We start from the raw sequence: 26,629 nt of genomic DNA, 5'->3' as shown, positions 1-26,629 counted from the left end.
CAAGGGGTGGGATTTCACAAAATTTTTCCATATCCTACCCCTTGCTATTTCACATTCACCCGCTGCCCAATGTCTTTAAGTTTAGAAAATTCTTCTACAAGGCGAGGGGCGTCATCAAGGCTGAAACCGAATGTCCACATATAGGTGATCACGGCGTAAATATGCCCTGCACTGCCGTAGCCGTTGAGGGTTAAAACGCTGAGGGTAACGCCGAACAGCAGGCACATTGCCACGCCTACTGCCAGAAAGCCGAATGCTTCTCGGTTGGAAATTTTGATCCGCAGTTGCGAGAGCAAATCGTAATGCTTGAACAGCTCTTGATTTTTGGCACGTTCGATCACGTCTACCTCTTTTTCAAGGCGATTGTTGAGTTTGAAGTAAAGGCTGTCGTTGGTTTGCACATATTTCGGCAACAAAAAGCCAAACACGATAAAAATCGCCACCGCCACCACGCCCGACCAAAATTCAATCGTGAGCAACATTATCGCCGAGCCGCCGCCGTTGAGGTTGAACCTTTGAGGCGTTGGTCGAGAATGACAGGCACTGCAAGATCAGCGTAAATGCGAGCGAAAGCACGGGTGTCTACCGCCCGCCGCATTGAGCCGACCAGCCAAATAATCAGCACCAGCAAAGCGTAACTCAACGCCAACCACAAATTGCCCTCAATCACTGCATTGACGGCAAAACTGGCAATCACAGGATAAACCAGCAACAAAATATTTTCCGCCGCCACCAACGCAAAAGTCGCCAGCAATTTTTTGCGATGTTTGAGGCTAATTTGTTTCAGCGTTTTAAATAATGAGGGTTGTTCAAAAGGGATTTGTTCTGACATTTTGCTTTCCATAAATCAAAAAGAAAGGGCGATCATAGCGAGGTTTTTGGGGATTGCAAGGGATGGATTTTTGAAAAATTTGCTCCCCTAAATAAAGAGGGCAGATTCACGAAATTTTCGTGAATCTGCCCGCTTGTTTTTGGGTTAGAACGGATTATTTACCACCACAACCGCAAGTTGCTGGTTGTTGTTCAAAACGGCGGCTGGCTTCGTCCCAGTTTACCACGTTCCAGAACGCTTTGATGTAGTCTGGGCGGCGGTTTTGGTAGTTGAGGTAGTAGGCGTGTTCCCACACGTCTAAGCCGATGATTGGGTAGCCTGATACGCCTGCTACTTCTTTGCCCATTAGTGGGGAATCTTGGTTAGCGGTTGAAACCACGGCTAATTTGCCGTTTTCTAATACTAACCACGCCCAGCCTGAACCGAAACGGGTGGTTGCCGCTTTTTCAAATTCTGCTTGGAAGTTTTCCACTGAGCCGAAATCACGCACGATAGCGTCTTTCAATGCACCGCCTAAGGTTGTGCCAGTTTTTAAGCCTTTCCAGAAGAAAGAGTGATTCACGTGTCCGCCCACGTTGTTGCGTACTGCGGTGCGTTTTTCCGCTGGCACTTTGTCTAAATTTTTGATTAAAGTGGCAGGGCAAAGCTCGAATAATTCTGGATGAGCTTCTAACGCGGCATTGGCGTTGTTGATGTAGGCTTGGTGGTGCTTAGAATGGTGGATTTCCATTGTCGCTTTGTCGAAATGTGGCTCTAATGCGTCATAAGCATAGCCGAGTTCTGGTAGTGTGTAAGCCATTTTTATTTCCTCTTATTAGAAATGACGGGTTAAAAACGGGGCAAATATAGCAAAAAAGCGGATAAAAATCATCATTTCTTTAATCTAAATCAAAAAAAATGCAATTAAAATTTCTGCACCGCCCTACTCAGTTTGGGGGTATAATGCCCCACTTTTTTTGAAGAATGAAATCCTATGCGTTTAGATAAATTTATTGCCGAAAATACGGGCTTAACCCGTTCGCAAGCGGGCAAAATCCTCAAAAGTGGGGTGGTTACCGTCAATGGCGAGGTGGAAAAAAACGGGGCGTGCAAAATTTCCCCCGAAGATCAGATTTGCTACGAGGGCGAGCCGTTGGCGTGGTTAGACGAGGGGCAGTATTTTATGCTCTACAAGCCACAAGGCTACGTTTGCTCGCACGATGACGGCGATTATCCAACCGTCTTTCAATTTTTCGATTATCCACTGATGAGCAAATTGCATTGTGCAGGGCGGCTGGACGTGGACACCACGGGCTTGGTGCTGCTCACCGATGACGGGCAATGGTCGCACCGCATTACTTCGCCCAAACATCATTGCGAGAAAACCTACCTCGTTACCCTTGCTGATCCCGTGGAAGATTTTTACGCAGAAAAATTTGCCGAGGGGATTTTATTACGCGGCGAACGCGAGCCAACCCTGCCCGCCACCCTTGAAATTTTGGACGATTACAACGTCAATTTAACCATTAGCGAGGGGCGTTATCATCAAGTCAAGCGGATGTTTGCGGCGTTAGGCAATAAAGTGGTGGCGTTGCACCGCTGGCGGATTGGCGATGTGGTGCTTGATGAAAGTTTGGGCGAGGGCGAGTTTCGTCCGCTCACCGAAGATGAGGTCAAAAATTTCTGATGAGCGAAACAAAATTTAAACCGAGTTTTATCATTATCTTAGGCATTTTGGCGATGTTGCCGCCCTTGGCGATTGATATGTATCTGCCCTCTTTTTTGGATATCGCCAAAGATCTCAACGTCAGCCAAGAGAGCGTACAAGCGACTTTGGCGATTTTTACCCTAGGCTTTGCGGTGGGGCAGTTGGCGTGGGGCCCGATTGCCGATAGCTTCGGACGCAAACCCGTGATTTTAATCGGGCTAGTTGGCTCGGCGGTGGCGGCATTTTTCTTGACCACCGTGATGAACATTGAAAATTTCTACGTTCTACGCCTCATTCAAGGCATTTGCGGGGCTGCCCCTGCGGTGGTGTTAGGGGCATTGGTGCGAGATCTGTTCGACCGCAACCGCTTCGCCCAAATGATGTCGATGATTATGATCATTTCAATGATCGCACCGCTTGTCGCCCCGATTGTGGGCGGACACCTCGCCAAATGGTTTCACTGGCACGCCATTTTCTACGCCCTTGTGCTAATGGGCGGGCTTTGTGCGGTGCTAATCAGTTGGAAAATCCCCGAAACCCTCGCCAAAGAAAAGCGACTTCCCCTCAGTTTTGGCAAGGTGCTGAAAAATTTCGGCGAATTACTTTCCCACAAAGCCACCCTCGGCTATGTGCTGATCGGCGGATTAAGTTTCGCAGGAATGTTCTGTTTCCTTACCTCAGGCTCAATCGTCTATATCGGGCTTTATGGCGTATCGCAAGAGAATTTCGGCTACTTCTTCATTATGAACATTTTGGTAATGGTAACGATGACGGCGATCAACGGGCGTTTAATCAGCGTTTACGGCTCGGAAAAAATGTTGCGATTTGGTTTGTTGATCCAACTTCTGGCGGGCATTTGGCTCGCGATTTCCGCCACCTTCCAACTTGGCTTTTGGTCAATGGCGTTAGGGATCCCATTTTACGTGGGAATGATTTCCACCATTGGCAGCAACGCCTCAGCCGCCATTTTAGACCGCTACCCCCAAATGGCAGGCACAGCAAACGCAGTGGCTGGCACAGCGCGTTTCGGCATCGGCTCATTAGTCGGCGGTGGGCTTTCTTATATTGCGATTACCAGCGAACGCCCGATGCTTTACGCAATGGCACTCTGCACCCTAACCGCCTTTGTAGTTTATTATTGGCTTTGTTATCAGAAAGAGAGTGAATAAATCGTGCAAGGGGTGGGATTTTGGGGAATTTCATGTTCGGTGGAATGATGACTTAAAGCGAAATTTTCACAAATCCTACCCCTTGTTTGAGATTGTTACTTTTCTTTTCTTTGCTTCGCCAAAGAAAAGTAACCAAAAGAAAGGCGACCCCGAACATTTTGCTTTTGCTTCGCTTGTTTCTAATTTCTGCGGTCAATTTGTAAACTCGCCAGCAAGCTGGCTCAAACAGTACAAATTGACCTTGAAATTGACGAAACCGCTCAACGCAAAATGACGGGGAATTTTTTCGAGCAATAATTTGAGATATGGGAAATATCTACAAAAAAGGACGCCAGCGTGGCGTCCCTACGTACGGGGGCGATTCACAAGATTTTGGATAAGCCACCGTAGGGACGCGATGCTCGCGTCCCACAAGGGCTAGGATTTTTGATTTTTTCCTAATTAAGTAAAAGTAAATATCCCCAAACAGCAGAAATACCGTGAAAAATCGGGTATAATCCGCCAAATTTTTTCTTACCTATCGAGCTACTATGTCTGATATTACCGAAAATCAATCTTGCATTGTGATTGCGATTGCGGGGGCTTCGGCTTCTGGCAAAAGCCTGATCGCCTCAACCATTTACAAAGAATTAAAAGAAGAATTAGGGGCAGATGAAATCGGGATCATTTCCGAAGATGCCTATTACCGCGATCAAAGCCATTTAACAATGGAAGAGCGGATCAAAACCAACTACGACCACCCAAATTCAATGGATCACGCCTTGTTGGTGGAACACCTCAAAGCCCTCAAACAGGGCAAGGCGATTGATATTCCTGAATATGATTACGCCGAGCATAACCGCAAAAAGAGCGTTACTCGTTTCGTGCCAAAACGCATTATCATTTTAGAGGGCATTTTGTTGCTCACTGACGAAGCGATTCGCAATGAAATCAATGTCTCTATTTTCGTCGATGCCCCGTTGGATATTTGCTTTATCCGCCGTTTGCAGCGAGATATGGTGGAACGTGGGCGTTCAATGGAATCGGTGATTTCGCAATATCGCAAAACCGTCCGCCCGATGTTCCTGCAATTCATTGAGCCGTCAAAACAATACGCCGATGTGATTGTACCGAAAGGGGGCAAAAACCGCATTGCGATCAACATTCTGAAAGCTCAAATCAAGCAACTTCTAAAACAAAAATAATCTCACGGGGGATTTATGCGTTTATGTGATACCGATATTGAACGTTATTTAGACGAGGGCAAAATTGAAATCTACCCTCGCCCGTCCAACGAAAAAATCAACGGGGCGACCGTGGATGTGCGTTTGGGCAATTCGTTTCGGATTTTTCGCGAGCATTCCACCCCCTACATCGATTTAAGTGGCTCGCGTGAGCTGATGACCGCACAACTCGACCAAGTAATGAGCGATGAAATTATCATCAACGATGATGAAGCCTTTTTCCTGCACCCTGGCGAACTCGCCCTTGCCACCACCTTAGAATCGGTCAAACTGCCCGCCAATATCGTGGGCTGGTTAGACGGTCGTTCTTCGTTGGCTCGCTTGGGGTTAATGGTACACGTTACCGCCCACCGTATCGACCCCGGTTGGGAAGGCAAAATCGTGTTGGAATTTTTCAACGCAGGCAAATTGCCGTTGGCGTTACGCCCGAATATGTCGATCGGGGCGTTGAGTTTTGAGGTGTTAAGTGGCTTTGCCGCTCGCCCTTACAACGCTCGCCGCGATGCCAAATACAAAAACCAACAAAGTGCGGTGTCTAGCCGTATCAATCAAGATAATTAACCAAGCTACAAGGGGTGGGATTTTGCGAAATTTCATAAAATCCTACCCCTTGCATTCAGTAATTTATGATCGATTTCCGTCCTTTTTATCAACAGATCGCCACCTCGTCTTTGTCTGCGTGGCTGGAAACCTTACCGTTACAACTCAAACAATGGGAAAAATCCGCTCACGGCGACTATGCCAAATGGGCGAAGATTGTCGATTTTCTGCCGAATCGCACCGCTTGTATTAACCTCGCCGACAAGGTGGAAGCGCGTCTTGATACGCCGTTGAGCGAGGGCGAAATGCAGCGGTTGGTTTATCATCTCAAACAGCTAATGCCGTGGCGAAAAGGCCCTTACCACCTGCACGGGGTGCATATTGATTGCGAATGGCGTTCCGATTTCAAATGGGATCGCGTTCTGCCCCACCTTGCCCCCTTGAAAGATCGCACCATTTTGGACGTGGGCTGCGGCAGCGGCTACCATATGTGGCGAATGGTGGGCGAAGGGGCAAAAATGGTGGTGGGGATTGACCCGACCGAGCTGTTTTTGTGCCAATTTGAGGTAGTGCGGAAACTGCTGAATAACGACCGCCGAGCCAACCTGATTCCCCTTGGGATCGAACAAATGCAACCGCTACACGCCTTTGATACCGTCTTTTCAATGGGGGTGCTTTATCATCGCAAATCGCCCCTCGATCACCTTTCGCAGCTGAAAAATCAGCTGGTTAAAGGTGGCGAATTGGTATTGGAAACCCTTGTGATTGACGGCGATGTGAACGATGTTCTCGTGCCTGCGGATCGTTACGCCAAAATGAAAAATGTCTATTTTATTCCGTCCGTGCCTGCCTTGATTAACTGGCTGGAAAAAGTCGGCTTCAAAAATGTGCGTTGTGTCGATCAAGCGGTTACCACCCTCGAAGAGCAACGCAAAACCGACTGGCTGGAAAATGAATCGCTGATCGATTTCCTCGATCCGAAGGATCTCAGCAAAACTATTGAGGGCTACCCAGCCCCGAAACGGGCGGTAATTTTGGCGAATAACTGATCGCCAAAATTTCTGGACCCCCCCCTTGCAAGCGGTCAGAAAAAAATTTAAATCGAAAGGCACGCCATCGTGCCTTTCTTTTTGCTCGTTATAAACATTTTGCCGGTTTCGGTAACCCTGCGATTTTGGTGGCTTGTTTGGCGGGACCGTCTGGGAAGAGACGTTGTAAATAGCGGCTGTTCCCTTTTTGTTCGCCAAATTTTTGGGCGAGGGATTTGACTAACATTCGGATCGCGGGCGAGGTTTTGTATTCAGCGTAAAACTCTCGCACAAAGTAGATAATTTCCCAATGCTCGGCGGTGAGCTGAATTTGCTCTTTTTCGGCAATTTTTTCAGCAAGTTCGGGCGACCAATCGGCTAAATTAGCAAGATAGCCGAAGGCATCGGTGGCAAATTGTTGCTGATTTAATTCAATAAAATGGCTCATCATCCATCCAAAAAAGAAGTGCCACATTTCGTGGCACTTTCGGTTTAATTAAGGTTAATCATCGTTGCCTAATACGCCAAAGATTTGTAAGAAGCTGACGAATAGGTTGTAGAGCGACACATATAAATCCACGGTAGCACGAATGTAGTTGGTTTCGCCGCCGTGAATAATGTTGCTGGTGGCGAGTAAAATCGCACCGCTTGAAAAGAGGATAAACAAGGCACTCATTGCAAGGCTTAACGCTGGGATTGCAAGGAAGATATTCGCAATCACGCCAACGAGTAGCACTACAAATAACGCCATCATCATTCCCGAGAGGAACGACATATCTTTTTTGGTTACCAGCACATAAGCGGAACAAGCGAAGAACACCATTGCGGTTGCCCCAAAGGCTAAACCGACCACATCGCCCAAGCCTCTGCCGATATACGCATTCAGAATAGGTCCTAGTGAATAGCCTAAGAACCCTGTCAAGGCAAACACGCCCACAATGCCTAACCCGCTATTTGAGGTGGCGTTGGTTAAGAACAGTAAGCCGTAGAAGCCGATTAACATTCCCCACCACGGCAGGCGTGGCAAGTTAAGGCTCATTGAAACGAAAGCAACCACCGAAGAAAAGGCTAAGGTCATTGCCAATAAAAGGTAAGTATTGCGTAGCACTTTGTGGGTGCTGAGTAGCGATTCGCCACGTGCATATTCAGTTGCTAAACGATTTTGCATCACATTCTCCTAAAAACGTTAAAAAAGTATGGAAATATGTCCATACTTCGGGCTTAAATTAACCATAAAAAGCGTGAATGTCAATCTTTTACGCTTAATTTTTAGCCATTTGCAAGGGGTGGGAAACCGCCTAATTTTTTCAGTTGATTCACCATTGTGCAAAATAGCTCGGTGGTTTTTTCGGTGTCGTACAAGGCGGAATGAGCCTGTTTGCCGTCAAAGGTAATTTGTGCCATTTGGCACGCTTTGACTAGCACCGTTTGCCCATACATAAAGCCCGCCAAGGTGGCAGTATCAAACATTGCAAAGGGGTGAAACGGATCTCGCTTAGCGTTAATCCGCTTCACCGCCGCTTGCACAAAGCTCTGATCAAAGGCTGCATTATGTGCCACGATTACCGCTCGCTGGCAGCCCTGCTCTTTCATTGCTTGACGCACCATTTTGAACATTTCGGGAATCGCCACATTTTCTGGCACCGCCCCACGCAAGGGGTTATCAATATCAATGCCGTTAAATTTGAGGGAATCGGGGTTGATGTTCGCCCCCTCAAACGGCTGAATATGAAAATGGCATTTTTTATCCGCTTGTAAATCGCCATTTTCGTCCATTTTGACCGTAATCGCCGCCAACTCTAATAACGCATCGGTTTGAGCGTTCAAGCCCGCGGTTTCCACATCAATAATCACGGGCAAATAGCCACGAAAACGGTTTTTTAAGAGGCGGTAATCTAGCGTTTCTGTCTGCTCTGCCATTGTTTAACCCAATGCTGCTTTGGCGTCTTTGTTCTCAATAAATTCAATTTTGTAGCCATCTGGATCTTCCACAAAGGCGATCACAGTTTTGCCACCTAACACTGGACCGGCTTCACGAGTTACTTTTCCGCCCGCTTGGCGAACGGCTTCCACGGTGGCGTAAATGTCGTCCACGCCAATCGCAATATGTCCGTAAGCCGTGCCTAATTCGTAGCTTTCTACGCCCCAGTTGTAGGTTAATTCAATCACGGAACTTTCGCTTTCGTCCGCATAGCCCAAAAACGCGAGGGTGTATTTATACTCTGGATTTTCGCTGGTGCGTAGCACACGCATTCCAAGCACTTCGGTGTAAAATTTGATTGAGCGTTCTAAATTTCCTACGCGTAACATTGTATGTAAAATTCGCATTGTCTGTTCCTCTGAATAAAAATAGCGTGCCATTATGCCATAAAATCATTTTTGTGGCATAATTTGCGACTATTCATTCCCGTTTAAACACGATATTCCAATGGCACACGATCACGATTCCGACAAAAAATACGATATCGCAACCTTTGCGTTATTGCCAATGAGCCTAATGCTCTTTATTCAAATGGCACTGAATTTTTACTTTGCACCGCAAGGGGTAATTTTTATTTCGCCCTATCTGCTCGCCCTGTTGGCAGCAAGCCTCGTGATGTTATTTGTGTTGTGGAAAGGGCAAATCTGCCCTGGTCAGCGAGGGCGTTTACTGTTTGTGCTGAAATTCTTCGCCCTGTTTGCGGTGGGGAATTTTCTCTATTCGGTCGGCTTTACCCCAAAACATAATCCAATGTTGTTGGTGGGCGTTGCCTCAATAATGCTAGTTTTCCTGTTTTGGGCGTTGCCCGATGAAGAAAAACTCGCCCAAACGATGATCTATTGTGGTTTTGGCATCGTGGCGATTGCGATGATTCAATATCTCGCCATTTACTGGATCGAACTACCCTCACTGTTCAACTGGCTGCGTGCTAACAACTTCGCCCAGCTATTGCTTGGTGTGCTGTTGGCGGGTTGGTATTTGATGCTCGCCAAAAGTCGTTTAGAGGGCTTTTTGAAATTGCTCGTTAAAATCGCCCTGTTATTATTGGTGATGAATTACGCTTGGCTGATCGCAATGTTTTATATGCTAATGAAAAGCGGTGTAGCAGAGGTAGCGATGCTACCCCTTGCGATCAATTTTGCGGTGCAGTTTGGGATTTTAGCCTGCCTTGCGTGGTTGCTGATAGGTAACAAGGGCAAAAATATCAAAAATCCGACCGCTTGGACCGCAGCCACATTCCTTGCGATGAGCTATCCGCTCACTAGCCTTATCTAGCGAATGTTCTCTCGCCTTTTAGTCGTTCTCGGCATCCTTTTCGCCACCCTGTTCGCAGGGGGCGTGGCGTTGATGTCGGGCAAGCAACTTTCCACCGTGATTAACTGGGCGTTGCCAGAAGGGTGGAAAATCAACACCCCAACGGGGCTTGATTTTGGGTTGGAACGCCTTGCGTTGCCCGAATTTTCCCTCGCTTACCAACAATGCCCGTTGCTTGATGTCAAAGGCGTTCGCCTGCAATGGTTGCCCGCTCGCCAATTTACGATTGACACCGCCAGCCTTGATTATCAATGCTTAACCCAACTTCCGCCGAGTGAAAAATCCGATAGCCCAACCTCGCTCAACGCCTTGCTCGCCCTGTTGCCAGAGGGCGAAGCAAGCCTGAATCAGCTGACGTGGCGGAATTTGTCTGACGATATTAACCCGCGTTTAAAAACCCTGTTGAATTCGCCGAGCCAGCTCAAATTAGCCTATCAACAGCAAAAATTAACCGCCCATTTGAGCCAACAAGCGGTCAGATTTTCCTTAATTTTTGCCGATCAAACCCTCAATGCGAATTTGGACTATCAGCCCGATTTCCCTGCAAATACAAAAGAAAATTCCAAAGAAAGCCACCGCTTGCAACTGAATGCGAAGCTGAATGATGATCTGTCTCAGCCGCCCGTTTCGGGCAACTTACGCTATCAATGGCGATTGCCAAAAACGATAATCGATGATCCCAATTTACAACAAGGGGAAATCAACGCCGATTGGCAAACGGAACAGCCAAACCAACTGGCGGGCGAGCTACGTTTTGTTTCCCAACACAACGACAAAAATCGGCTAACCCTGCCGTTTAAATTCGATTTAAACACCCTTGAAATCGTGCAAGCCCCGTTCTATTGGGAAATCAGCAAAATTTTCCCGTTGCAAGGGGTGGCTTCCGCAAAAATTTCCCCAAAAAGCTGGACGGGGGATTTCTTCCCGATTCAAACCTATTTCCGTTTCAGCTTTTTATCGCAAAGCAAAAAAGCAGGCAAAGGCAACATCGTGATTGAAAATAAGCAGGGCGAAATTCTGCCCGATACCCTCAATCTGCCGCTGCAACTGACGGGCAATGTCAAATATGATGATTTTATTTTATACAGTGCCGTACCGATTGCCTTTCAAGGCAAATTTGACGATTTGAGCGTTCGCTTTCAGCCCTCGGCGTTATTGCGTTTGGTCGGCAAGCAGGATAATTTGATCATCAATGAACTGCGTTTCCCAATGGCGGGGATTTTAGTCAATAAAAACGGCATCACGGGGCGGTTGCAAGCCCTGCTGAAAGGGGAAACCCCCGAATTTAAACAGCTTGCGTTGAATTTGGACGGCTACGCCAAAAATTTCCACGCAGGGCAAAATCAATTTTTCCAAAAGCTGAAAGGCAAAAAAGCGATTAACGATTTGTGGCAATGGCGAATTTGGGGCAATGCACAGGTGCAGAGCCTCAAAACGCCCCTCAAAGTGGGTGGTCGGGGCAAATGGCAAGGAAAATTGGTTACGTTGAGCGAGCTAGACGGGCAACTCGGCAAGCTCATTTTGACGGGAACGCAGATCCCAAAAATTGATTTTAGCCTAAGCGAACCGATTGAATTTGCCTATCTTAAACGGCAAATCAAGGGCGAAGTGAAAGCGATTTCCCCCGAAACGACCTTCAATTATGGGGGCGAACTCACTCGCCCCGTGGGGCGTTTAAAATTCAACGGCACACTGGAAAACTTTAACATTCAGGGGCAAATTGAGGCGGGCAAACTCGGGCCGCTCAAACTCTTTGCTCGCCGTTCCCTCAAAAAAGGGCAAAGTGAATTGGTCGGCAAACTCTATTGGTATGCTCAACCCGCCAACGTGTTCCAACCTTTGTTGCCATTACGCCAAAACTGGATCATCAACAAAGGCATGGTCAAAGGCGAAACCGCATTTAGTGCCAACGCCAAGCAGGGGCTGATCGCGGGCGGGCATTTTTCGATCATTGACGGAGGATTATCGATCCCAAGTGGCGACATCAACGGCATTCAATTTTCGCTACCCTACCGCTTGCAACAGGGGCAATTTAGCTTTGGCGTAAAACAACCGATTGCGGTGAACATTGATGAAATGAAGCTCGGCGTGCCGATTACCAATGTGCGAGTAAAAGTGAATGGCAGTTATCCATACAGCAAAAAACGCCCGCTCTATTTGCGAGAGCTAAAAATGGATCTGCTCGGCGGATCGTTGCAGGTCGATCACTTCGCCCTGCCACAGACTTCCCTCACTTATCTCAAATTGAATGAGATTGATTTTGAGGAAATCCTCAATTTGATGAAATATCAACAAATTGAACTCAAAGGCAAAGCCAACGCGATTTTGCCCCTTTGGTTAGAGGGCAAACCGTGCTATGTTTGCGATGGTTTGATTACGCAAGCGGGTACTTCCCGCCTAAAATTCACCCCCGAATTGCTCAACGCAATGAAAAACAGCGGCTACACCGAACAGCTTTTGCTTTACTTGATGAACGACACCAAAATCAACGAGTTGCGAGCGTTAGTCAATGTGGGGTCAAAAGGGGATATGGTGCTGGACGCCAAACTGAAAATGGAATTGAACGAACAACAATCGGCGAAAATCAATTTTAATTATAATCATCGTGAAAACCTGTTTGATCTCTGGAAATTGATTAACGCAGGTAACGATTTTGAACAACAAATCGAAAATAAACTCTATCAAATTTTGGATAAACGCAAATGATCAAAAATCTTTTCTTTGCCATTTTTTGCTTAAATCTCACCGCTTGCACCCCGAAAATCCAGCTCGAAACGCCGAAAGAGGGGATCACAATCAATATGAATGTGGTGGTGGATCATAAAATTGACGTGCAAATGGACAGCAAATCCCGTGCCATTATTCGCACTATTGATAACAAAGCGGAAAAGGCGAAAAAATAACGGTTGGCCCCCTACCCCCTGCTACGCAGGGTACTTCCCCCGTGAACGGGGGCAGATCTTAAAACCACCACAAAACTCGATCTTCCCCCGCTTGCGGGGGAAGTGGCACGCAGTGCCGAAGGGGGCGACAAATGCAAAACCAAGAACGGTAAGCGGTGGGATTTGGGTAAATTTTGTAGGAATTGGCACAAAACGCAATGGCGTTCGGGGAACGCTCTGCATTGCGTTTTATTTGAGATATTTTAAGTTATTAGAGAAATTGGTTGATTGGCAATAAACAAAAAAGCGGACAAAAGCCCGCATTTATGATTTTAAATTCTTTCACTGTTGTGGGTATTAATCCCTCTGAGGTTAATCATTCGGGTAATACTTCCGTCCAGTTCTCAGAGAAGTATTGTATATAGCACCGCCAAACCCGTCCATTCGCTCGATATTATACTTAATTGCATTATATTGTTCTAGGGTAAATTGATTTCTGCGGCTATCGAGTGCAACTTGAAATGTTTTAGCATTTCTAATCAACTCATATCCAGTATTTTTTGTTGTTCTCAATAACGCTTTATTATAATTACCTTTTTCAATTTTTCTCACTTCCTGTGTTAAATAACGAAGGCTCTTCATCATTTCTTTATCGAAAAAATTTGCTTCTCCCGCTTTTACCCGATTTACGTTAGTTAACATTCTTCTGTTATTATCTACAATTTTACTTTCAACTTTTAAAAAATGTTTTTCGAGTTTTGGGGTTAATTTAACTGGTGGTGCAAAAGTATCATTTGCATTAGCAACATTTCCCATCATTAAACCAAATAAAACAAAACCTAATTTAAACCATTTCATTATTAAAATCCTCTTAGTGTATTAAATTTTCTGTTCGAAGCACTTTGCTCATTTTCTTGTCGAAAATTTTGATTGAGTTTCATTTCTTCATTCTGTTTATCAGAAAGTTGCCCTTTATATTGCTCAACATTCTGATATAACCCTTGCAACTCAACATCTTGTGGATTTTGCTCTACAATATTTTTAAGTTTTTTCCAGTCTTCTGCTGTCATCTTATCTAATAAATGTTTTAGATCTTGATAGTTTTTAGCATTTGTAAAAAGTTTTAAAAGATGCTTAGTATTATTTGTATTTTTTAAACCTTCTGCGATTAAACGGTCAATACGCTCAAAAGTATCCTTTTTACGAGAATAGTTTTTACTATTGATACCCGCTGTTTCAATTACGACTGTTCTACCGTAGTTCTCTTCGGTGAAAGCTTGTTTTGTATAGTCAACTTTGCCATTATTATTTTGGAAGATATTACCGCTTGCCCCGAGTTTAGAGGCGGCTTCGTTAAAGGTATCGACTTTTTGAGGGGTCGAAAGATGCTGATAATATTCCTCAATAAAATTGATTAAGGACAAAAAAGTCATTTGTTTCAAATTCATCTCCTGAATTTTTTTCGTTGCAGACCCCCCCCGCCGCCTTCGGCGGGGAATTAAACGGCTTGTCGCTAATGCGACAACCCCTTTAATTAATGACAATAGGGCAACTTCGTTGCGAGATAAAAGCCATAAATGGCTTTTTTATCGGCTATTTTTTAAGAAAAATAGCCGTAATTACCCACCCTCACCACCTGTGGTGGTGAGGTTTATTTTTATTGATAAGATTGAATAATGATTGAAAGATAATTTTCGAGTTTAGATTTTTTTACAGAGTATCACTCGTTAAATTCTTTGTTTCCTTTGGTGATATGTTTTCCTCTATAAAATTAACAAGCTCTATAACAGAACTAAATGAAAGGTATAAGAATGTTGCACAGACAGCAATATTAGCGAGAAAAATATAAGATTTTTGGGTACAGGCATTTTCTATGCCTGATACAGTAATATTTAAATCTTTTGCAAGGAATAAAATAAATAATAGTGAGATTATAAAGATAACCAATAATCCAATATGTTTTTTGTTATGTTTGATTACTTTCACAAAAGCAATAACAATTAATACATATAACAATATTATAATTAATGAATAACAATCAGTTGATGATTGAATAAAATACCCAACATACGTCAATATCGCACTAATTTCATCACCATTATTAGCTTTCCCAGTTTGACTATCTAAAATCAAAAATCGGAAAAGTAGGATAATGGTAATCGGTTTAGAAATATAAATAGCTTTCTGGACGAATGAACTAACAGAAGAAAAAATTTCGCTAAGTTTGTTTTCTAGGTTGGTTAATGAATTACAAGAATTTGTTTTTTCCATAAAATCTTTCCGCATTGTAAAAAAAAACGTCAAGCCCTGCCAAATTGATTGCTTAAATTTTCATCTTTTGATGATTTTGATGTGAAATGGGAAGGATCACAAGGGGGAAAGATGCGAAGGTAATTGTTGAATGAAAAAATCCCCACCTGACAAGGACGTTGGGAGGGAACATAAAAAATCCCCTTTCGGGGATTTTCATTAGAACGGTCGCCGCATTTGGCGGCTGATTTGTTCGTTGGCGGAACGCTCGGTGGTGATGATTTGCTCGCCTTCGTTCAAGCCTGAAAGAATCTCAGTGCTGAAACTGTCGGCAAGCCCTGTTTGTACCTCTTTTTCGACAGAACGGTTATTTTCCAACACATTCACGAACGTCTGCTTGCCTCGTTTTTTCAATGCCGAGGTTGGCACAACCAGCACATTTTCTCGCTCGGCGATCATTACTGAACCTTGTGCGGTCATTCCAATTCGCAGGCTGTTGTCCTCGTTATCAATCAGCACGTTGGCGTAATAATATATCGCTTCCGTATTGCCCGACTGCTCTTTGTAGTTGTTGTCGGTCAAGGTAGTGAGGGCAGGATCAATGGTGTCAATCGTACCGTGATATTGGCGTTCAGGCTCGGCGAGGGTGCTGAATTTTACCGTCTGCCCTACTTTGACTTGGGCGATGTCCCCTTCGGAAATTTCTAATTTAATCAACATCTTAGACAGATCCGCCACCTGTACAATGGTCGGCGAGGTTTGGTTAGCATTCATCGTTTGCCCGACCGAAACGGGAATCGAGACAATCACGCCGTCCATTGGCGACACAATTTGGGTGTAATTGAGGTTGGTTTTAGCATTATCCACCGAAATTTGTGCCGATTTCAGCTGGGCTTTCGCCTCGTTTACGCTCGCTTTTGCCGCCGCCAAATTATTTTTGGCGGTTTCCAAATCATTCAGCGAGGCACTATTTTGTTTGTAAAGGGTGCTAATGCGGTTGTAATTTGATTGTGCCACTTCCAGCCCCACCTGAGCCGCATTTAATTTTGCCTGCACCGAAGAAAGTTCCGCCTGTGCCGTACCGAGGGTGGTGGCTTGATTGTTGGAATCAATTTCCGCAATTAAATCGCCCTTTCTCACCGCTTGCCCTAGTTTGACATAGAGATTCTGAATTTTGCCCGACACCTGCGCCCCCACTTCCGTCCGTTGACTGGCTCGCACCGAACCGGTGGCAAGCACGCTTTTGCTCAACGAACTGCGTTTCACGGGTTCAGTAATATAATGCACCTGCTGCGACTGGGCTTGTTGCTGTTGATAATAATAAAAGCCCCCCGCCCCGCAAATGGCGAGTAGCAGTAAGGCGACTAATGTTTTTCGTTTCATATTGATCTGAATTGTAAAATTTAAATGATGAAATCTGACTTTGGTTTCGGGGGATTGTTCCCTAATTTTATTGTTGCTTTTATTAGATTCAAAATAAAAAATAGATATTTCTAAAAATTTCAGAGTCCCCCTTATGCCCTCATTCCACCTGCCTAATAAACCAACAATTATGAATCTGTGGATTACGTTCAAAATCGAGCGGTAGGGTTTTGTGGGAGATGTTTTCGGCGGTCAAGCCGAGATCTGCCAATGCCTCGAAATCCATTTTGAAACCGCGTTTGTTGTTTGAGAAAACGATGGTGCCGCCTGCGGTCAAAATGCGTTTTAACTGGCTTAATAGTTGGATGTGATCCCGCTGCACGTCCCAGCTCTGTTCCATTCGTTTTGAGTTTGAGAATGTCGGCGGATCAACGAAGATCAGCTCAAATCGCTCACGACATTCCGCCAGCCATTGCAAGCAATCGGCTTGGATCAAGCGGTGGTTTCGTGCCGATAAATTGTTCAGCTCTAAATTTTGATCCGCCCAGTTGAGATAGGTGTTTGACATATCTACCGTGGTGGTTGATTTCGCCCCGTTGAGGGCGGCGTGAATGGTCGCCGATCCCGTGTAAGCGAACAGGTTGAGGAAGGTTTTGCCCTTCGCCATTTCGCCCACCATTTTACGCGTGAGACGGTGGTCGAGGAACAAGCCCGTGTCGAGGTAGTCGGTCAAATTGACCCACAATTTCGCCCCATATTCGTTCACATAAAAATAGTCGCCCTTGTTGGCAAGTTTTTCATATTGGTTCGTGCCTTTTTGCTTCTGGCGAACTTTCAGCACTAATTTATTGGTTTCCACCCCTGTTACATAAAGGGTCGCCGACACCGCATCCAGCAAGCGTTGGCGAGCTTTTTGTTCGTCAATGTTTTTCGGGGCTTGATATTCCTGCACCACGATATGATCGCCGTAGCGATCCACCGCCAAATTATATTCGGGCAGATCCGCATCGTAGAGACGGTAAGCGTCAATCCCCTGCTGTTTCGCCCATTTTTCGATTTTCTTGATATTTTTCGCAAGGCGGTTGGCGAAATCTTGTGCGACTTGGGCGTTCTGCTCAAATTTGAGATCTTCGCCCTGTTCCGCACGGTGTTCGCTGATTTGATAATTTTTCTGCAAGCAATCAAGCGGTCCGTTTTTCGCTTTAAATTGACGGTGGGAACGCAAACGCAGGCAGTTGAGTAAATCGGGTTCGCCACTAAAAATAGAGGCGTTCCAACCTGCAAATTGCTGTTTGAGGCGTTGCCCGAACACAGAATAAAGTGCCACCAAGGCTGGGGTTGTGCCAAGTCGCTCGCCGTAAGGTGGATTACACACCACCGTGCCGACCTGCTCTGGGCAAGGATTTTTCAACGCTGCCACATCGCCCTGCTGCCATTGAATTAAGTGAGCCACCCCTGCGTTTCGGGCGTTTTGTTTGGCTTTGGCGAGAACGCGATGATCGAGATCGAAGCCAAAGAACATTGCTCTCTCTGCCCTCTCTCTGTTTTCCGTCAAGCCGTTACTTGACGGAAAACTGTCTCTCTCCCGCAAGTGAGCGAGAGTTTCATTTGCGGTATTTTTTGCTTCGGAAAGCACCGCTTGCCATTCGGTTTCGTTATGTCCTTTCCAACTTTGGAAGCCCCAATGCTGGCGGTGCAGTTGCGGGGCGATATTCGCCGCCATTTGTGCCGCTTCAATCAACAGCGTGCCAGAACCGCACATTGGATCAACTAACGGCGAGCCTTTTTGCCAGCCCGAACGCAAAATAATCGCCGCCGCCAAGGTCTCACGCAACGGGGCTTTTCCCGTATCCTCACGGTAGCCACGCATATGCAATGCCTCGCCCGACAGATCAAGGGATAGAACCAGCTCATTTTTTTGCAAATAGGCGTGAATGCGAATGTCGGGGAGGATTTTATCCACCGTTGGGCGAGCAAACCCCTTGCGTTCAAAGTGATCGACAATCCCGTCTTTCACTCGCATCGCCCCATATTGGGTGTGGCGAATTTCGCTATTTGTGCCGTTAAAATCGACAAAAAAAGTATCGCGGCTATCAAACAGATCCGCCCAATTTTGGGCGACCACGGTGGCGTAAAGATCCATTTCATCAAACACCTTACTGCTCACCAACGGCAACAAAATGCGAGAGGCAAGGCGGCTGTGCAATAATGCACGGTAAGCCCCCGCTTGCGTGGTGCTAAAATGCACCCCACCTTGGGCGATTTTACATTCCCCCTGCGTAATCTGTTCCAATTCGGCTTTGAGCATTTCCTCAAAGCCCCGAGCGGTGGTGGCAAAATAAGTGGTTTTTGACATTGTTTCTATCTTTGTGGCTGAAAATGGGCGTAATTATAGCGGATATTCGGCAAAATGCGTTACAAGCGGTGCTTTTCAGTTGAAATTTTGCCTATTTCGGGTAATCTTTCCACCTTTTTGAACAGACGAAAATAAAGGATAAAGAAGATGTTTGGCTTTGATCCTATGCTGACCACATTTTCCATTTATATTGTGGCGATGATTTCAGTCGGCTTTGTGGCTTACCGACTGACCCAAAATTTATCAGACTATATTTTAGGCGGTCGCCGTTTGGGTAGCTTTGTAACCGCCTTATCTGCTGGGGCTTCCGATATGTCGGGCTGGCTGTTAATGGGCTTGCCGGGGGCGGTGTATGCCAGCGGTTTGGTTGAGGGCTGGGTTGCCGTAGGGCTGTTGCTCGGGGCTTATCTCAACTGGCGAATTGTCGCAGGGCGGCTGCGAGCCCAAACGGAATATAGCGGCGATGCTTTGACTTTACCCGACTATTTCCACAACCGCTTTGGCGATAAAACCAAAATCATCAAAATTTTATCGGCGGTGATTTTCCTGCTCTTTTTTGCGATCTATTGTGCTTCGGGCGTGGTCGCAGGGGCGAGGGTGTTTGAAAACCTGTTCGGCGTACCTTACGCCCAAGCGATTTGGTATGGGGCAATCGCCACCATTATTTACACTTTCATCGGTGGTTTCCTTGCCGTGAGCTGGACGGATACTATTCAAGCCTCGCTAATGGTGTTTGCCTTGATTATTACCCCGCTGTTTGTGATGTTGAATTTGGGCGGCTTTGAGCAAATGCAGGCAACTATTGCCCAAGCGGGTGAATTAACGGGAAAAAATTATAATGATATTTTCCGTGGCACAACCCTGCTCGGCATTATCAGCCTGTTGGCGTGGGGGCTGGGTTATTTCGGACAACCACACATTATCGTGCGTTTTATGGCGGCGGAAAGTGTGAAATCCCTTGAAAAAGCACGCCGTATTAGTATGACGTGGATGTTTATCTGCCTAATGGGGGCGATTGGGATCGGCTATTTTGGTATGGCGTATTTCTTCGCCAATCCAGGGCAGGCGGGCGTGGTCAGCCAAAACAAAGAGCAGGTGTTTATTGAACTCGCGAAATTATTGTTTAACCCGTGGGTAGCTGGCGTGCTACTTTCCGCTATTTTAGCCGCCGTGATGAGTACCCTTTCCGCTCAACTGCTGATTTGTTCAAGTGCCTTGACCGAAGATTTATACAAAGGCATTTTGCGCCCGCAGGCGAGCGATAAAGAGCTGATTTGGCTCGGGCGGGCAATGGTGTTAGCCGTAGCAGCTTTGGCAATCTATATCGCCCAAGATCCAAACAGCCAAGTGCTTGGCTTAGTCAGCAATGCGTGGGCGGGCTTCGGCAGTGCGTTCGGACCCGTGGTGATTATGTCGCTCTTTTGGAAACGAATGAATGGCTTTGGGGCAATGGCAGGAATGATTGTCGGGGCGTTGGTCGTCCATTTCTGGGGGGATATTACCCAAACCTTTGCGTTACCAGAAGTGTATGCGATGATCCCAGGGTTTGGCTCGGCGTTAGTGGCGATAGTGCTAGCTTCGCTGATTACCCCACCACCAAGCCAACAAATCCGCCAAACCTTTGAACAAGCAGAACAAGCCTACCGCAACGAAACCCGCTAACAAGCGGTGGGATTTTTTGAAATTTCGTATCTCAAAGCCTCGTGATGAACGGGGCTTTTTTATTAGGCAAAATCTGTCAAAAAGATAAATAATACTGGGAGTTATGTTAAGAATTGATTTCGGAAAATAATGAAAGTATTGAGATAGTGTTAAATAGAAAAGTCAGTTTGAGAAATAATGGCTGGGGTACTAGGATTCGAACCTAGGAATGCCGAGATCAAAACCCGGTGCCTTACCGCTTGGCGATACCCCAAAAGAAAAAAACTAACGAATGTTAGCTTTAAGTGATTTGATTTGAAGAAAGTGGCTGGGGTACTAGGATTCGAACCTAGGAATGCCGAGATCAAAACCCGGTGCCTTACCGCTTGGCGATACCCCAACGACTGATTAAATAAGCTGATAAATGGTGCGGGAAGAGGGACTTGAACCCACACACCTCGCGGCGCCAGAACCTAAATCTGGTGCGTCTACCAATTTCGCCATTCCCGCAAATGGTGGCTATGACGGGATTCGAACCTGTGACCCCAACATTATGAGTGTTGTGCTCTAACCAGCTGAGCTACATAGCCATTTGCGTTCACCATATCGGCTTTGCGGGACGTATTATGCGGATTTCGCCCTACCTCGTCAAATACTTTTTTGAAAAAATCTGATTTTTTTTGCCGTTTGGGTAGAGTTTCGACAGATTGCTATAAAAAACAACATTTTAACGGCAAAAGTGCTTATTTTATAACAAGTTAAGATTGGCTATTTTGCACTTTCCATTTCTAATTTGAGCTGTTGCAGAACGCTTTCCATATCTGGCAGCACATCTTCCCACAACTGAAAGGCAAAACTTGCCTGCCCCACCAACATTCCCAAACCGTCTTGACAGAATTTCGCCCCTTGCGAACGAGCATAATTCAAAAATGGGGTCGCCATTCCCACCGCATATTGCATATCGTACACCTTCGCTTCTTTAAATAAGGCTGGGGGTAATTCCACATATCTCCCTTGCAAGCCGAGCGAGGTGGCGTTGATGATCAAATCAAAGGACGATTGGGCGATTTCATCCAGACAAGCGGTCTGAATCTTGCCAAATTTTGCAAATTTTTCGGCTAAACTAACCGCTTTCTCGGCAGTACGATTGTAAAGGGTAATCTGCTGATCGGCTTTTAAGAGCGGAAACAGCACACCTTTGGTCGCCCCACCCGCTCCTAAAATTAGCACTTTCTGCCCTTTTTCCAACCAGCCTGAACGAGCTAAATCGGCAACCAGCCCCACGCCGTCCGTATTATCCGCATATAAACGCCCGTCATCTAAGCGTTTCAACGTATTGCACGCCTCGGCAAGCAAGCAACTTTCGCTATGACAATCGGCAAGGGCAAAGGCTCGCTCTTTGAATGGGGCAGTAATATTCGCCCCTTTCGCCCCTTCGGCAAAAAATTGGCGTAGTTGCTGTTCAAAATTTTGTTCATCGCCCAATTTGGCGAGATAACTAATCGATTTTTGGGTCTGCTCGCCAAAAAGTTGATGAATACGAGGGGATTTGCTTTGAGCAATCGGATTGCCCCACACAGCATAATGGTTCATAAATTACCCTTGTCTTAAAATTTGTTGGCTAAAAATATCACGAATTTCTGAGGGATTGGTTCGTCCCCCCGTTGGCTGATCCAACACGGGAAAATTCTCGCCAAATTGAGCGATAACCTCACTTGCGATTCGGCACGGTGGTTGCCCTGTTAAATTGGCACTGGTCGAAGTGAGTGGAAACCCCACCGCTTCACATAATTGAGCCACCGCAGGCAAAGTACACAACCGCACCGCAATGCTCTCAAACTGCCCTCTCAGATAACGGGGGACATTTGGATTGGCTGGCATTATCCAAGTGATCGCCTGCTGTTCGGAAACCTGCAAAAAGCGTTGCCATTCTTGTTCGGAAAGTTGGGTTTGATCCAAATAAGGCAACAACAATTCAGGGCGGTGGGCGATCAAAATCAGCCCCTTGTATTCAGGGCGATTCTTCAAATTTAGCAAAGATCGCACCGCTTGTTCACTATTTGGATTACAGCCTAACCCAAAAACCGCTTCCGTTGGATAAGCAACTACTTGATTTTGTTTGAGTTTTTCAACAATTAACGCAAAATTATTCATCATTAAAAATATGTTGGCAACTTTTGTTGGCACATTGATATTTGCCCTTTTTCGGCAGGGCAAGTGAACATTCACATTGTGGACAAGTTTTCAAAACAGGCTTACTGGCTAAGGTAAATTTACATTGTGGAAAACTTGAACAGCCGTAAAAATGCTTGCCCGATCTACCCTTGCGAGCCACTAATGCCGAACCACATTCAGGGCAGTCAAATTGTTCTTCCTGTTCGGTTTGCTCTTGCACGATAAAATGGCAATCAGGATAGCCACTACAACCAATAAAAATCCCAAAACTACCCTGTTTTAATTGCAATGGCAAGCCACATTCAGGGCAAGTTTCCGTCAGTTGTTTAATCACGTGGTTGATTTGATGTAGCGGTTTGAGGTAATCGCAAGCAGGGTAATTACTACACCCCAAAAAAAGCCCTTGTTTGCCTTTTTTAAGTTGCAATTCTGCGTGGCATTGTGGACAAATTTCTGCCTGTTTGGTCGATTTAAATAAGCTCATTAAATTAACTCAAATTCAATTACAAAAAATTGATTTTCGCTGGGATAAATTTCTCTAATCACCTGTTTTAATTCCGCAAGGCTCATATTTTCTTGCTGGGCGTGGCGTTCGCTTAAATCCTCAAATTGAATTTCCGTTACGGATAGCACCCGAATTTGAGCAAACAAGCGGTCGGTTTCGTGGGTAAAAACGCTCAGTTGCTGCTGCGGTTGGAAATGACTTTCCGATTTATCTCGAATGGTAATCGTCTTTTTGCCACTCAAAATATCCGCTTCAAAACGGCTGTAAAACGTAATTTTATTCATCGTAATCCACCTTTAACAGATCATAAAATTGATCTCGCTCGAACCCTCTGCTGATCATAAATCGCCACATTTTTTGTTTAGCTTTTAAATCCCAACGGCTAGGGCGTTTTTTCTCAAACACCGTTTCAGCCAGTTCGTACCAATCAATTTCTGCCTTGTCTAATTCATCTTCAATTTGCCAATCGGCAATCCCTTTCAAACGCAGTTCTTGCTTTAAGCGTAACGCCCCAATGCCCTGCCTAGCTCGATAACGAATATAGCCCGCACAAAATCGCTCATCACTTTGCCAGCCGTTTTCTTTGGCTTTTTCGACCGCTTGTTCAATCTCTTGATCTTCGTACTCTTTCAAAGCAAGTTTGTGCCTAAGTTCCTTTTCGCTGTAATCTCTTTTGGAAAGCAAGTATAAGGCGTAATTGATCGCACTATATTTTTGATTCATTACTTTAATTCGTTTTGATTATTTTTTAATGCGTTCATTAACAAAAATGCGGTTCGCTATATTAGCAGAAACCGCATTTTACAGATTAAAATTCTTCGTTATCTAGTTCAACATCATCAAGATTTTCGACTTCATCATCGGCATCATTTTCTTTACCCATTACCGCTTTTTCAGGGTTACTGAGCAACAAGTTACGAATATCTTGCTCAATTTTTTCAGCAATTTCAGGGTTTTCTTTCAGCCAATTCAGAGCGTTATTTTTACCTTGACCGATTTTATCGCCCTCATAAGAGAACCAAGAACCCGATTTCTTAATAAAGCCATTCGCTTCGGCTAAAATCAACAATTCGCTCATACGAGAGATACCCTCGCCGTACATAATGTCAAACTGAACTTCACGGAACGGTGGTGCAACCTTATTTTTCACCACTTTTACTTTGGTTTCGCTACCGATAATGTTGTCGCCGTCTTTTACAACACCACAACGGCGAATATCTAAACGTACTGACGAATAGAATTTCAACGCATTACCGCCCGTAGTGGTTTCTGGATTCCCAAACATCACACCGATCTTCATACGAATTTGGTTGATAAACACCACCAAACAGTTGGTCGTTTTGATATTACCCGTTAATTTACGCAAGGCTTGCGACATCAAACGAGCCTGTAAGCCCATATGCGAATCGCCCATATCGCCCTCAATTTCTGCTTTCGGGGTTAAAGCGGCGACAGAGTCCACAATAATCACATCAACCGCCCCCGAACGCACCAAAGCATCACAAATTTCAAGGGCTTGTTCGCCATTGTCGGGTTGCGAAATCAATAATGAATCGGTATCCACCCCTAATTTGCGAGCATAAACAGGGTCAAGGGCGTGTTCCGCATCAATAAAGGCACAGGTTTTGCCTGTTTTTTGAGCTTGGGCAATTACCGAAAGGGTTAGCGTGGTTTTGCCCGAAGATTCAGGACCATAGATTTCAACAATACGCCCCATAGGTAAGCCACCAATGCCTAACGCCATATCCAACCCGATAGAACCCGTTGAAACCGCTTCAATATCAAGGGCTTGGGTATCGCCTAATTTCATAATTGAGCCTTTACCAAATTGTTTCTCAATTTGAGCAAGGGCGGCGGCGAGTGCTTTCTCTTTTTGTTCTGGATCGGTCTGTTTAACGACTACGTTTTTCTGATTTTTTTTGCTTTCAGATGCCATAATTCTGTCCTAAATAGAAAGGGTTACGAATAAAACTGTCAAAAATTACTGTTCATTAGTATAGTGTTTTTTCATACAGTTGCAAGCGGTTTTTTCAAATTTTTCGATCGGGATCACAAAATTCAATTGAGGAAATCGGCAAAGCCCTTGTTAGATCAAAGGGATTCAACGCATTGATCATCATCACTTTCTCGAAAGTTGGCAGATCCTCTGCTCGCATTTCAGTCAAAATAGCCTCGCCTTTTTCTACCAACTGGGTTAATTGCGTGCCTTTGAGTAAATAATGTTGCGAGCTATACCATTGGTTTTCTTTTAAAAAAAGTAAATTACCAATAGTGCAATCACTCACAAAACCATTATTGATAATTATCACTTCATCAGCATTAGGATTTTTTAAAAGATCTAACCCCTTGCGATCACTATATTTAAACTGATAATCTAAATTTTGCGTATAAACACATTGAAATTTTTGAATTAGTTTTCGCTGATAGGGATAAAAATTAACTTCATAAGTTCTTTCATTATAATCAATTCGACAGCGAATAATTCCCTGTTTAAAATGTTCAGGCACGATAATGGTTTCAGCTAAATTTAAACTACACGGATGTTTAAAAAAATTCTGAAAAGCAAATTCTACTCGTTGCTGATGATAATATAAATTTTTAGCCTCACCATTTTCAATTAAAATGGTTTCAAATAGCGGAAATTGGCACATAAACTTTCTCTAAAATTTCGTTATATTCTTCGATTAAATCGCTTTTTGCCGTAATGCCACCACCACTTCTAAATATCAGCTGATTATCTTGTTGTTCAATATAACGAATGGCTACAGCACTTTCTAAATTTTCGCCATCAAAATAGCCAAAAATTCCCGTGTAATAACCCCGCTCTTGCTGCTCGGCTTGTTGGATAATTTCAACAGTTTTTTGCTTTGGCGCCCCACTGATTGAACCTGCTGGTAATAATTTTGCTAATAGCGTACCGATTTGATCTTGCCAATTCAGTTCCAATTCCCCACAAATTTCAGAGCTAGTTTGATAAATAGCCCCTTTGTGGGTTTTAATTTTTTCAAGGTAGCGATATTTTTTTACTTGAATATTTTTTGAAACTAAGGCTAAATCATTACGAATTAAATCGACAATCGTATTGTGTTCTGAAAACTCTTTTTCCGAATTTAATAATTTATCCACCGCATTTTCTTCATCGGCGTTAATTGTGCCTTTCATTGGATAAGAATAAATATAATTATCCTTAATTCGCACAAAACATTCAGGGGAAAAACAGACAAACCGATCTTTCAAATATAATTTATATTTAGCCGAACTCGCATAAAAAATCTCGGCTAAACTAAAATTAGTTTGAATTAAGGTAGGATAAGATAAATTCAGTAAATAACTATTGCCTGCTTGAATTTCCTTTTGCACAATTTCAAATCCTGTTTTGTAGCTTTCAAAAGCTAGGGGCTGAAAAGAAAAATGGAAAGGCTTTTCAATTTTTTTCGGTGCAATGTAATTAAGATTAAAAAAATCAAAAAACAGACCGCTTGCATTAGCTTCCGCAAGGGGATAGATAAGCGGTTTTTTTTGCTCAAAATCAATCAGAAAAAAGAATGGTGTGAGATTTTGACCAAAGTGATTTGCCTGAGAAATAAAAGATTGCATTACAAAAATACGATAAAAATAAATGCTTTATAGCGGAATTTTTTTAATTTGGAAAGGATTATTTAAAGAGTGGTGGGCGATACCGGT

At 44.7% G+C, this 26,629-nt stretch carries 27 protein-coding genes, 4 tRNA genes and 1 pseudogene; 9 read left to right on the top strand and 23 right to left on the bottom strand.

Going from position 1 to position 26,629, the window contains the following annotated elements:
• Nucleotides 1–44: 44 nt before the first annotated feature.
• A pseudogene (locus B0187_RS09525) lies at nucleotides 45–832 on the bottom strand (ABC transporter six-transmembrane domain-containing protein).
• Between the two features lie 154 nt (nucleotides 833–986).
• On the bottom strand, nucleotides 987–1,631 hold the full coding sequence (gene sodA, locus B0187_RS09520) for a superoxide dismutase [Mn] (protein WP_078237621.1): 645 nt from the start codon (nucleotides 1,629–1,631) through the stop codon (nucleotides 987–989).
• A 174-nt stretch (nucleotides 1,632–1,805) separates the two neighbouring features.
• Here sodA and rsuA point away from each other — a divergent pair, with 174 nt between their 5' ends.
• The 5 genes from rsuA to cmoB all read left to right on the top strand — a co-directional run bounded on the left by rsuA (nucleotide 1,806) and on the right by cmoB (nucleotide 6,500).
• Nucleotides 1,806–2,498: a 16S rRNA pseudouridine(516) synthase RsuA gene (gene rsuA, locus B0187_RS09515; RefSeq protein WP_078237620.1), complete on the top strand. Its 693-nt coding sequence runs from the start codon at nucleotides 1,806–1,808 to the stop codon at nucleotides 2,496–2,498.
• A complete protein-coding gene (locus B0187_RS09510; RefSeq protein ID WP_078237619.1) occupies nucleotides 2,498–3,688 on the top strand; it encodes a Bcr/CflA family multidrug efflux MFS transporter in 1,191 nt (396 codons plus the stop codon). The genes rsuA and B0187_RS09510 overlap by 1 nt, the downstream gene beginning before the upstream one ends.
• 530 nt (nucleotides 3,689–4,218) lie before the next feature.
• Nucleotides 4,219–4,872, top strand: a complete 654-nt coding sequence (gene udk / locus B0187_RS09500) for a uridine kinase (protein WP_078237617.1) — start codon at nucleotides 4,219–4,221, stop codon at nucleotides 4,870–4,872.
• Between the two features lie 15 nt (nucleotides 4,873–4,887).
• Entirely contained in the window at nucleotides 4,888–5,472 is a 585-nt protein-coding gene (gene dcd / locus B0187_RS09495) for a dCTP deaminase (protein ID WP_078237616.1), read from the top strand.
• Between the two features lie 65 nt (nucleotides 5,473–5,537).
• Nucleotides 5,538–6,500 carry a tRNA 5-methoxyuridine(34)/uridine 5-oxyacetic acid(34) synthase CmoB gene (gene cmoB / locus B0187_RS09490; protein ID WP_078237615.1) on the top strand — a complete coding sequence of 321 codons (963 nt, stop codon included), beginning with the start codon at nucleotides 5,538–5,540 and terminating at the stop codon, nucleotides 6,498–6,500.
• 88 nt (nucleotides 6,501–6,588) lie between these two features.
• Here cmoB and B0187_RS09485 read toward each other — a convergent pair whose 3' ends face one another.
• From B0187_RS09485 to gloA, 4 genes are all read right to left on the bottom strand, one after another.
• Nucleotides 6,589–6,954, bottom strand: coding sequence for a TusE/DsrC/DsvC family sulfur relay protein (locus tag B0187_RS09485; protein WP_078237614.1), 366 nt, complete (start codon nucleotides 6,952–6,954; stop codon nucleotides 6,589–6,591).
• 27 nt (nucleotides 6,955–6,981) lie between these two features.
• A complete protein-coding gene (locus B0187_RS09480) occupies nucleotides 6,982–7,647 on the bottom strand; it encodes a Bax inhibitor-1 family protein (RefSeq protein WP_078237613.1) in 666 nt (221 codons plus the stop codon).
• 101 nt (nucleotides 7,648–7,748) lie between these two features.
• Nucleotides 7,749–8,399, bottom strand: a complete 651-nt coding sequence (gene rnt, locus B0187_RS09475; RefSeq protein ID WP_078237612.1) for a ribonuclease T — start codon at nucleotides 8,397–8,399, stop codon at nucleotides 7,749–7,751.
• 3 nt (nucleotides 8,400–8,402) lie between these two features.
• Nucleotides 8,403–8,807, bottom strand: coding sequence for a lactoylglutathione lyase (gene gloA, locus B0187_RS09470; protein WP_078237611.1), 405 nt, complete (start codon nucleotides 8,805–8,807; stop codon nucleotides 8,403–8,405).
• A 100-nt stretch (nucleotides 8,808–8,907) separates the two neighbouring features.
• Between gloA and B0187_RS09465 the strand changes: the two genes are divergently transcribed.
• From B0187_RS09465 to B0187_RS09455, 3 genes are read left to right on the top strand one after another with little or no spacing between them, the layout of a single operon-like run.
• The gene (locus tag B0187_RS09465; protein ID WP_078237610.1) at nucleotides 8,908–9,735 is read left to right on the top strand and encodes an HI_1241 family integral membrane domain; all 828 of its coding nucleotides are present in this window, start codon (nucleotides 8,908–8,910) and stop codon (nucleotides 9,733–9,735) included.
• 3 nt (nucleotides 9,736–9,738) lie between these two features.
• Nucleotides 9,739–12,480, top strand: coding sequence for a YdbH family protein (locus B0187_RS09460; protein ID WP_078237609.1), 2,742 nt, complete (start codon nucleotides 9,739–9,741; stop codon nucleotides 12,478–12,480).
• Nucleotides 12,477–12,677: a YnbE family lipoprotein gene (locus B0187_RS09455; RefSeq protein ID WP_078237608.1), complete on the top strand. Its 201-nt coding sequence runs from the start codon at nucleotides 12,477–12,479 to the stop codon at nucleotides 12,675–12,677. The genes B0187_RS09460 and B0187_RS09455 overlap by 4 nt, the downstream gene beginning before the upstream one ends.
• 351 nt (nucleotides 12,678–13,028) lie before the next feature.
• Here the strand turns inward: B0187_RS09455 and B0187_RS09450 are convergent, their stop codons facing one another.
• From B0187_RS09450 to rlmKL, 5 genes are all read right to left on the bottom strand, one after another.
• A complete protein-coding gene (locus tag B0187_RS09450) occupies nucleotides 13,029–13,514 on the bottom strand; it encodes a hypothetical protein (RefSeq protein ID WP_078237607.1) in 486 nt (161 codons plus the stop codon).
• A 2-nt stretch (nucleotides 13,515–13,516) separates the two neighbouring features.
• Complete coding sequence (locus B0187_RS09445; RefSeq protein ID WP_143413778.1) at nucleotides 13,517–14,200, bottom strand: hypothetical protein; 684 nt, start codon at nucleotides 14,198–14,200, stop codon at nucleotides 13,517–13,519.
• Between the two features lie 166 nt (nucleotides 14,201–14,366).
• Nucleotides 14,367–14,927, bottom strand: coding sequence for a hypothetical protein (locus B0187_RS09440; RefSeq protein ID WP_078237605.1), 561 nt, complete (start codon nucleotides 14,925–14,927; stop codon nucleotides 14,367–14,369).
• A 198-nt stretch (nucleotides 14,928–15,125) separates the two neighbouring features.
• The gene (locus tag B0187_RS09435) at nucleotides 15,126–16,289 is read right to left on the bottom strand and encodes an efflux RND transporter periplasmic adaptor subunit (RefSeq protein WP_078237604.1); all 1,164 of its coding nucleotides are present in this window, start codon (nucleotides 16,287–16,289) and stop codon (nucleotides 15,126–15,128) included.
• A 139-nt stretch (nucleotides 16,290–16,428) separates the two neighbouring features.
• Complete coding sequence (gene rlmKL / locus B0187_RS09430; RefSeq protein ID WP_078237603.1) at nucleotides 16,429–18,624, bottom strand: bifunctional 23S rRNA (guanine(2069)-N(7))-methyltransferase RlmK/23S rRNA (guanine(2445)-N(2))-methyltransferase RlmL; 2,196 nt, start codon at nucleotides 18,622–18,624, stop codon at nucleotides 16,429–16,431.
• Nucleotides 18,625–18,771: 147 nt separating this feature from the next.
• Here rlmKL and putP point away from each other — a divergent pair, with 147 nt between their 5' ends.
• The gene (gene putP, locus B0187_RS09425) at nucleotides 18,772–20,286 is read left to right on the top strand and encodes a sodium/proline symporter PutP (protein ID WP_078237602.1); all 1,515 of its coding nucleotides are present in this window, start codon (nucleotides 18,772–18,774) and stop codon (nucleotides 20,284–20,286) included.
• 178 nt (nucleotides 20,287–20,464) lie between these two features.
• On the opposite strand, the gene B0187_RS09420 is transcribed toward putP, so the two are convergent.
• The 12 genes from B0187_RS09420 to B0187_RS09365 form a co-directional block, all read right to left on the bottom strand.
• Nucleotides 20,465–20,539 (bottom strand) — tRNA-Gln (locus B0187_RS09420).
• 51 nt (nucleotides 20,540–20,590) lie between these two features.
• A tRNA-Gln gene (locus B0187_RS09415) sits at nucleotides 20,591–20,665 on the bottom strand.
• 25 nt (nucleotides 20,666–20,690) lie between these two features.
• Nucleotides 20,691–20,775: transfer RNA gene (locus B0187_RS09410), tRNA-Leu, on the bottom strand.
• Between the two features lie 3 nt (nucleotides 20,776–20,778).
• Nucleotides 20,779–20,855 (bottom strand) — tRNA-Met (locus B0187_RS09405).
• A gap of 178 nt (nucleotides 20,856–21,033) precedes the next feature.
• Nucleotides 21,034–21,858 carry a shikimate dehydrogenase gene (gene aroE / locus B0187_RS09400; protein ID WP_078237601.1) on the bottom strand — a complete coding sequence of 275 codons (825 nt, stop codon included), beginning with the start codon at nucleotides 21,856–21,858 and terminating at the stop codon, nucleotides 21,034–21,036.
• Nucleotides 21,859–21,861: 3 nt separating this feature from the next.
• Nucleotides 21,862–22,419, bottom strand: a complete 558-nt coding sequence (tsaC, locus tag B0187_RS09395) for an L-threonylcarbamoyladenylate synthase type 1 TsaC (RefSeq protein WP_078237644.1) — start codon at nucleotides 22,417–22,419, stop codon at nucleotides 21,862–21,864.
• Complete coding sequence (locus tag B0187_RS09390) at nucleotides 22,412–22,924, bottom strand: DNA topoisomerase family protein (RefSeq protein WP_078237600.1); 513 nt, start codon at nucleotides 22,922–22,924, stop codon at nucleotides 22,412–22,414. Before B0187_RS09390 ends, tsaC begins: the two co-directional genes overlap by 8 nt.
• The gene (yqfB, locus tag B0187_RS09385) at nucleotides 22,924–23,229 is read right to left on the bottom strand and encodes a N(4)-acetylcytidine aminohydrolase (protein WP_078237599.1); all 306 of its coding nucleotides are present in this window, start codon (nucleotides 23,227–23,229) and stop codon (nucleotides 22,924–22,926) included. The genes B0187_RS09390 and yqfB overlap by 1 nt, the downstream gene beginning before the upstream one ends.
• Nucleotides 23,222–23,668 carry a recombination regulator RecX gene (recX, locus tag B0187_RS09380; protein WP_078237598.1) on the bottom strand — a complete coding sequence of 149 codons (447 nt, stop codon included), beginning with the start codon at nucleotides 23,666–23,668 and terminating at the stop codon, nucleotides 23,222–23,224. The genes yqfB and recX overlap by 8 nt, the downstream gene beginning before the upstream one ends.
• A gap of 85 nt (nucleotides 23,669–23,753) precedes the next feature.
• The gene (gene recA, locus B0187_RS09375; protein ID WP_078237597.1) at nucleotides 23,754–24,881 is read right to left on the bottom strand and encodes a recombinase RecA; all 1,128 of its coding nucleotides are present in this window, start codon (nucleotides 24,879–24,881) and stop codon (nucleotides 23,754–23,756) included.
• 94 nt (nucleotides 24,882–24,975) lie between these two features.
• A complete protein-coding gene (locus B0187_RS09370) occupies nucleotides 24,976–25,596 on the bottom strand; it encodes an aminotransferase class IV family protein (RefSeq protein ID WP_078237596.1) in 621 nt (206 codons plus the stop codon).
• Nucleotides 25,574–26,542, bottom strand: a complete 969-nt coding sequence (locus B0187_RS09365; protein WP_078237595.1) for an aminodeoxychorismate synthase component I — start codon at nucleotides 26,540–26,542, stop codon at nucleotides 25,574–25,576. The genes B0187_RS09370 and B0187_RS09365 overlap by 23 nt, the downstream gene beginning before the upstream one ends.
• Nucleotides 26,543–26,629 lie beyond the last annotated feature (87 nt).

Source organism: Haemophilus paracuniculus, assembly GCF_002015115.1.
GTDB classification, from domain to species: domain Bacteria; phylum Pseudomonadota; class Gammaproteobacteria; order Enterobacterales; family Pasteurellaceae; genus Haemophilus_E; species Haemophilus_E paracuniculus.
Note: the sequence above shows the minus strand (reverse complement) of the source record. Positions and strands in the feature narration are given on the sequence as shown.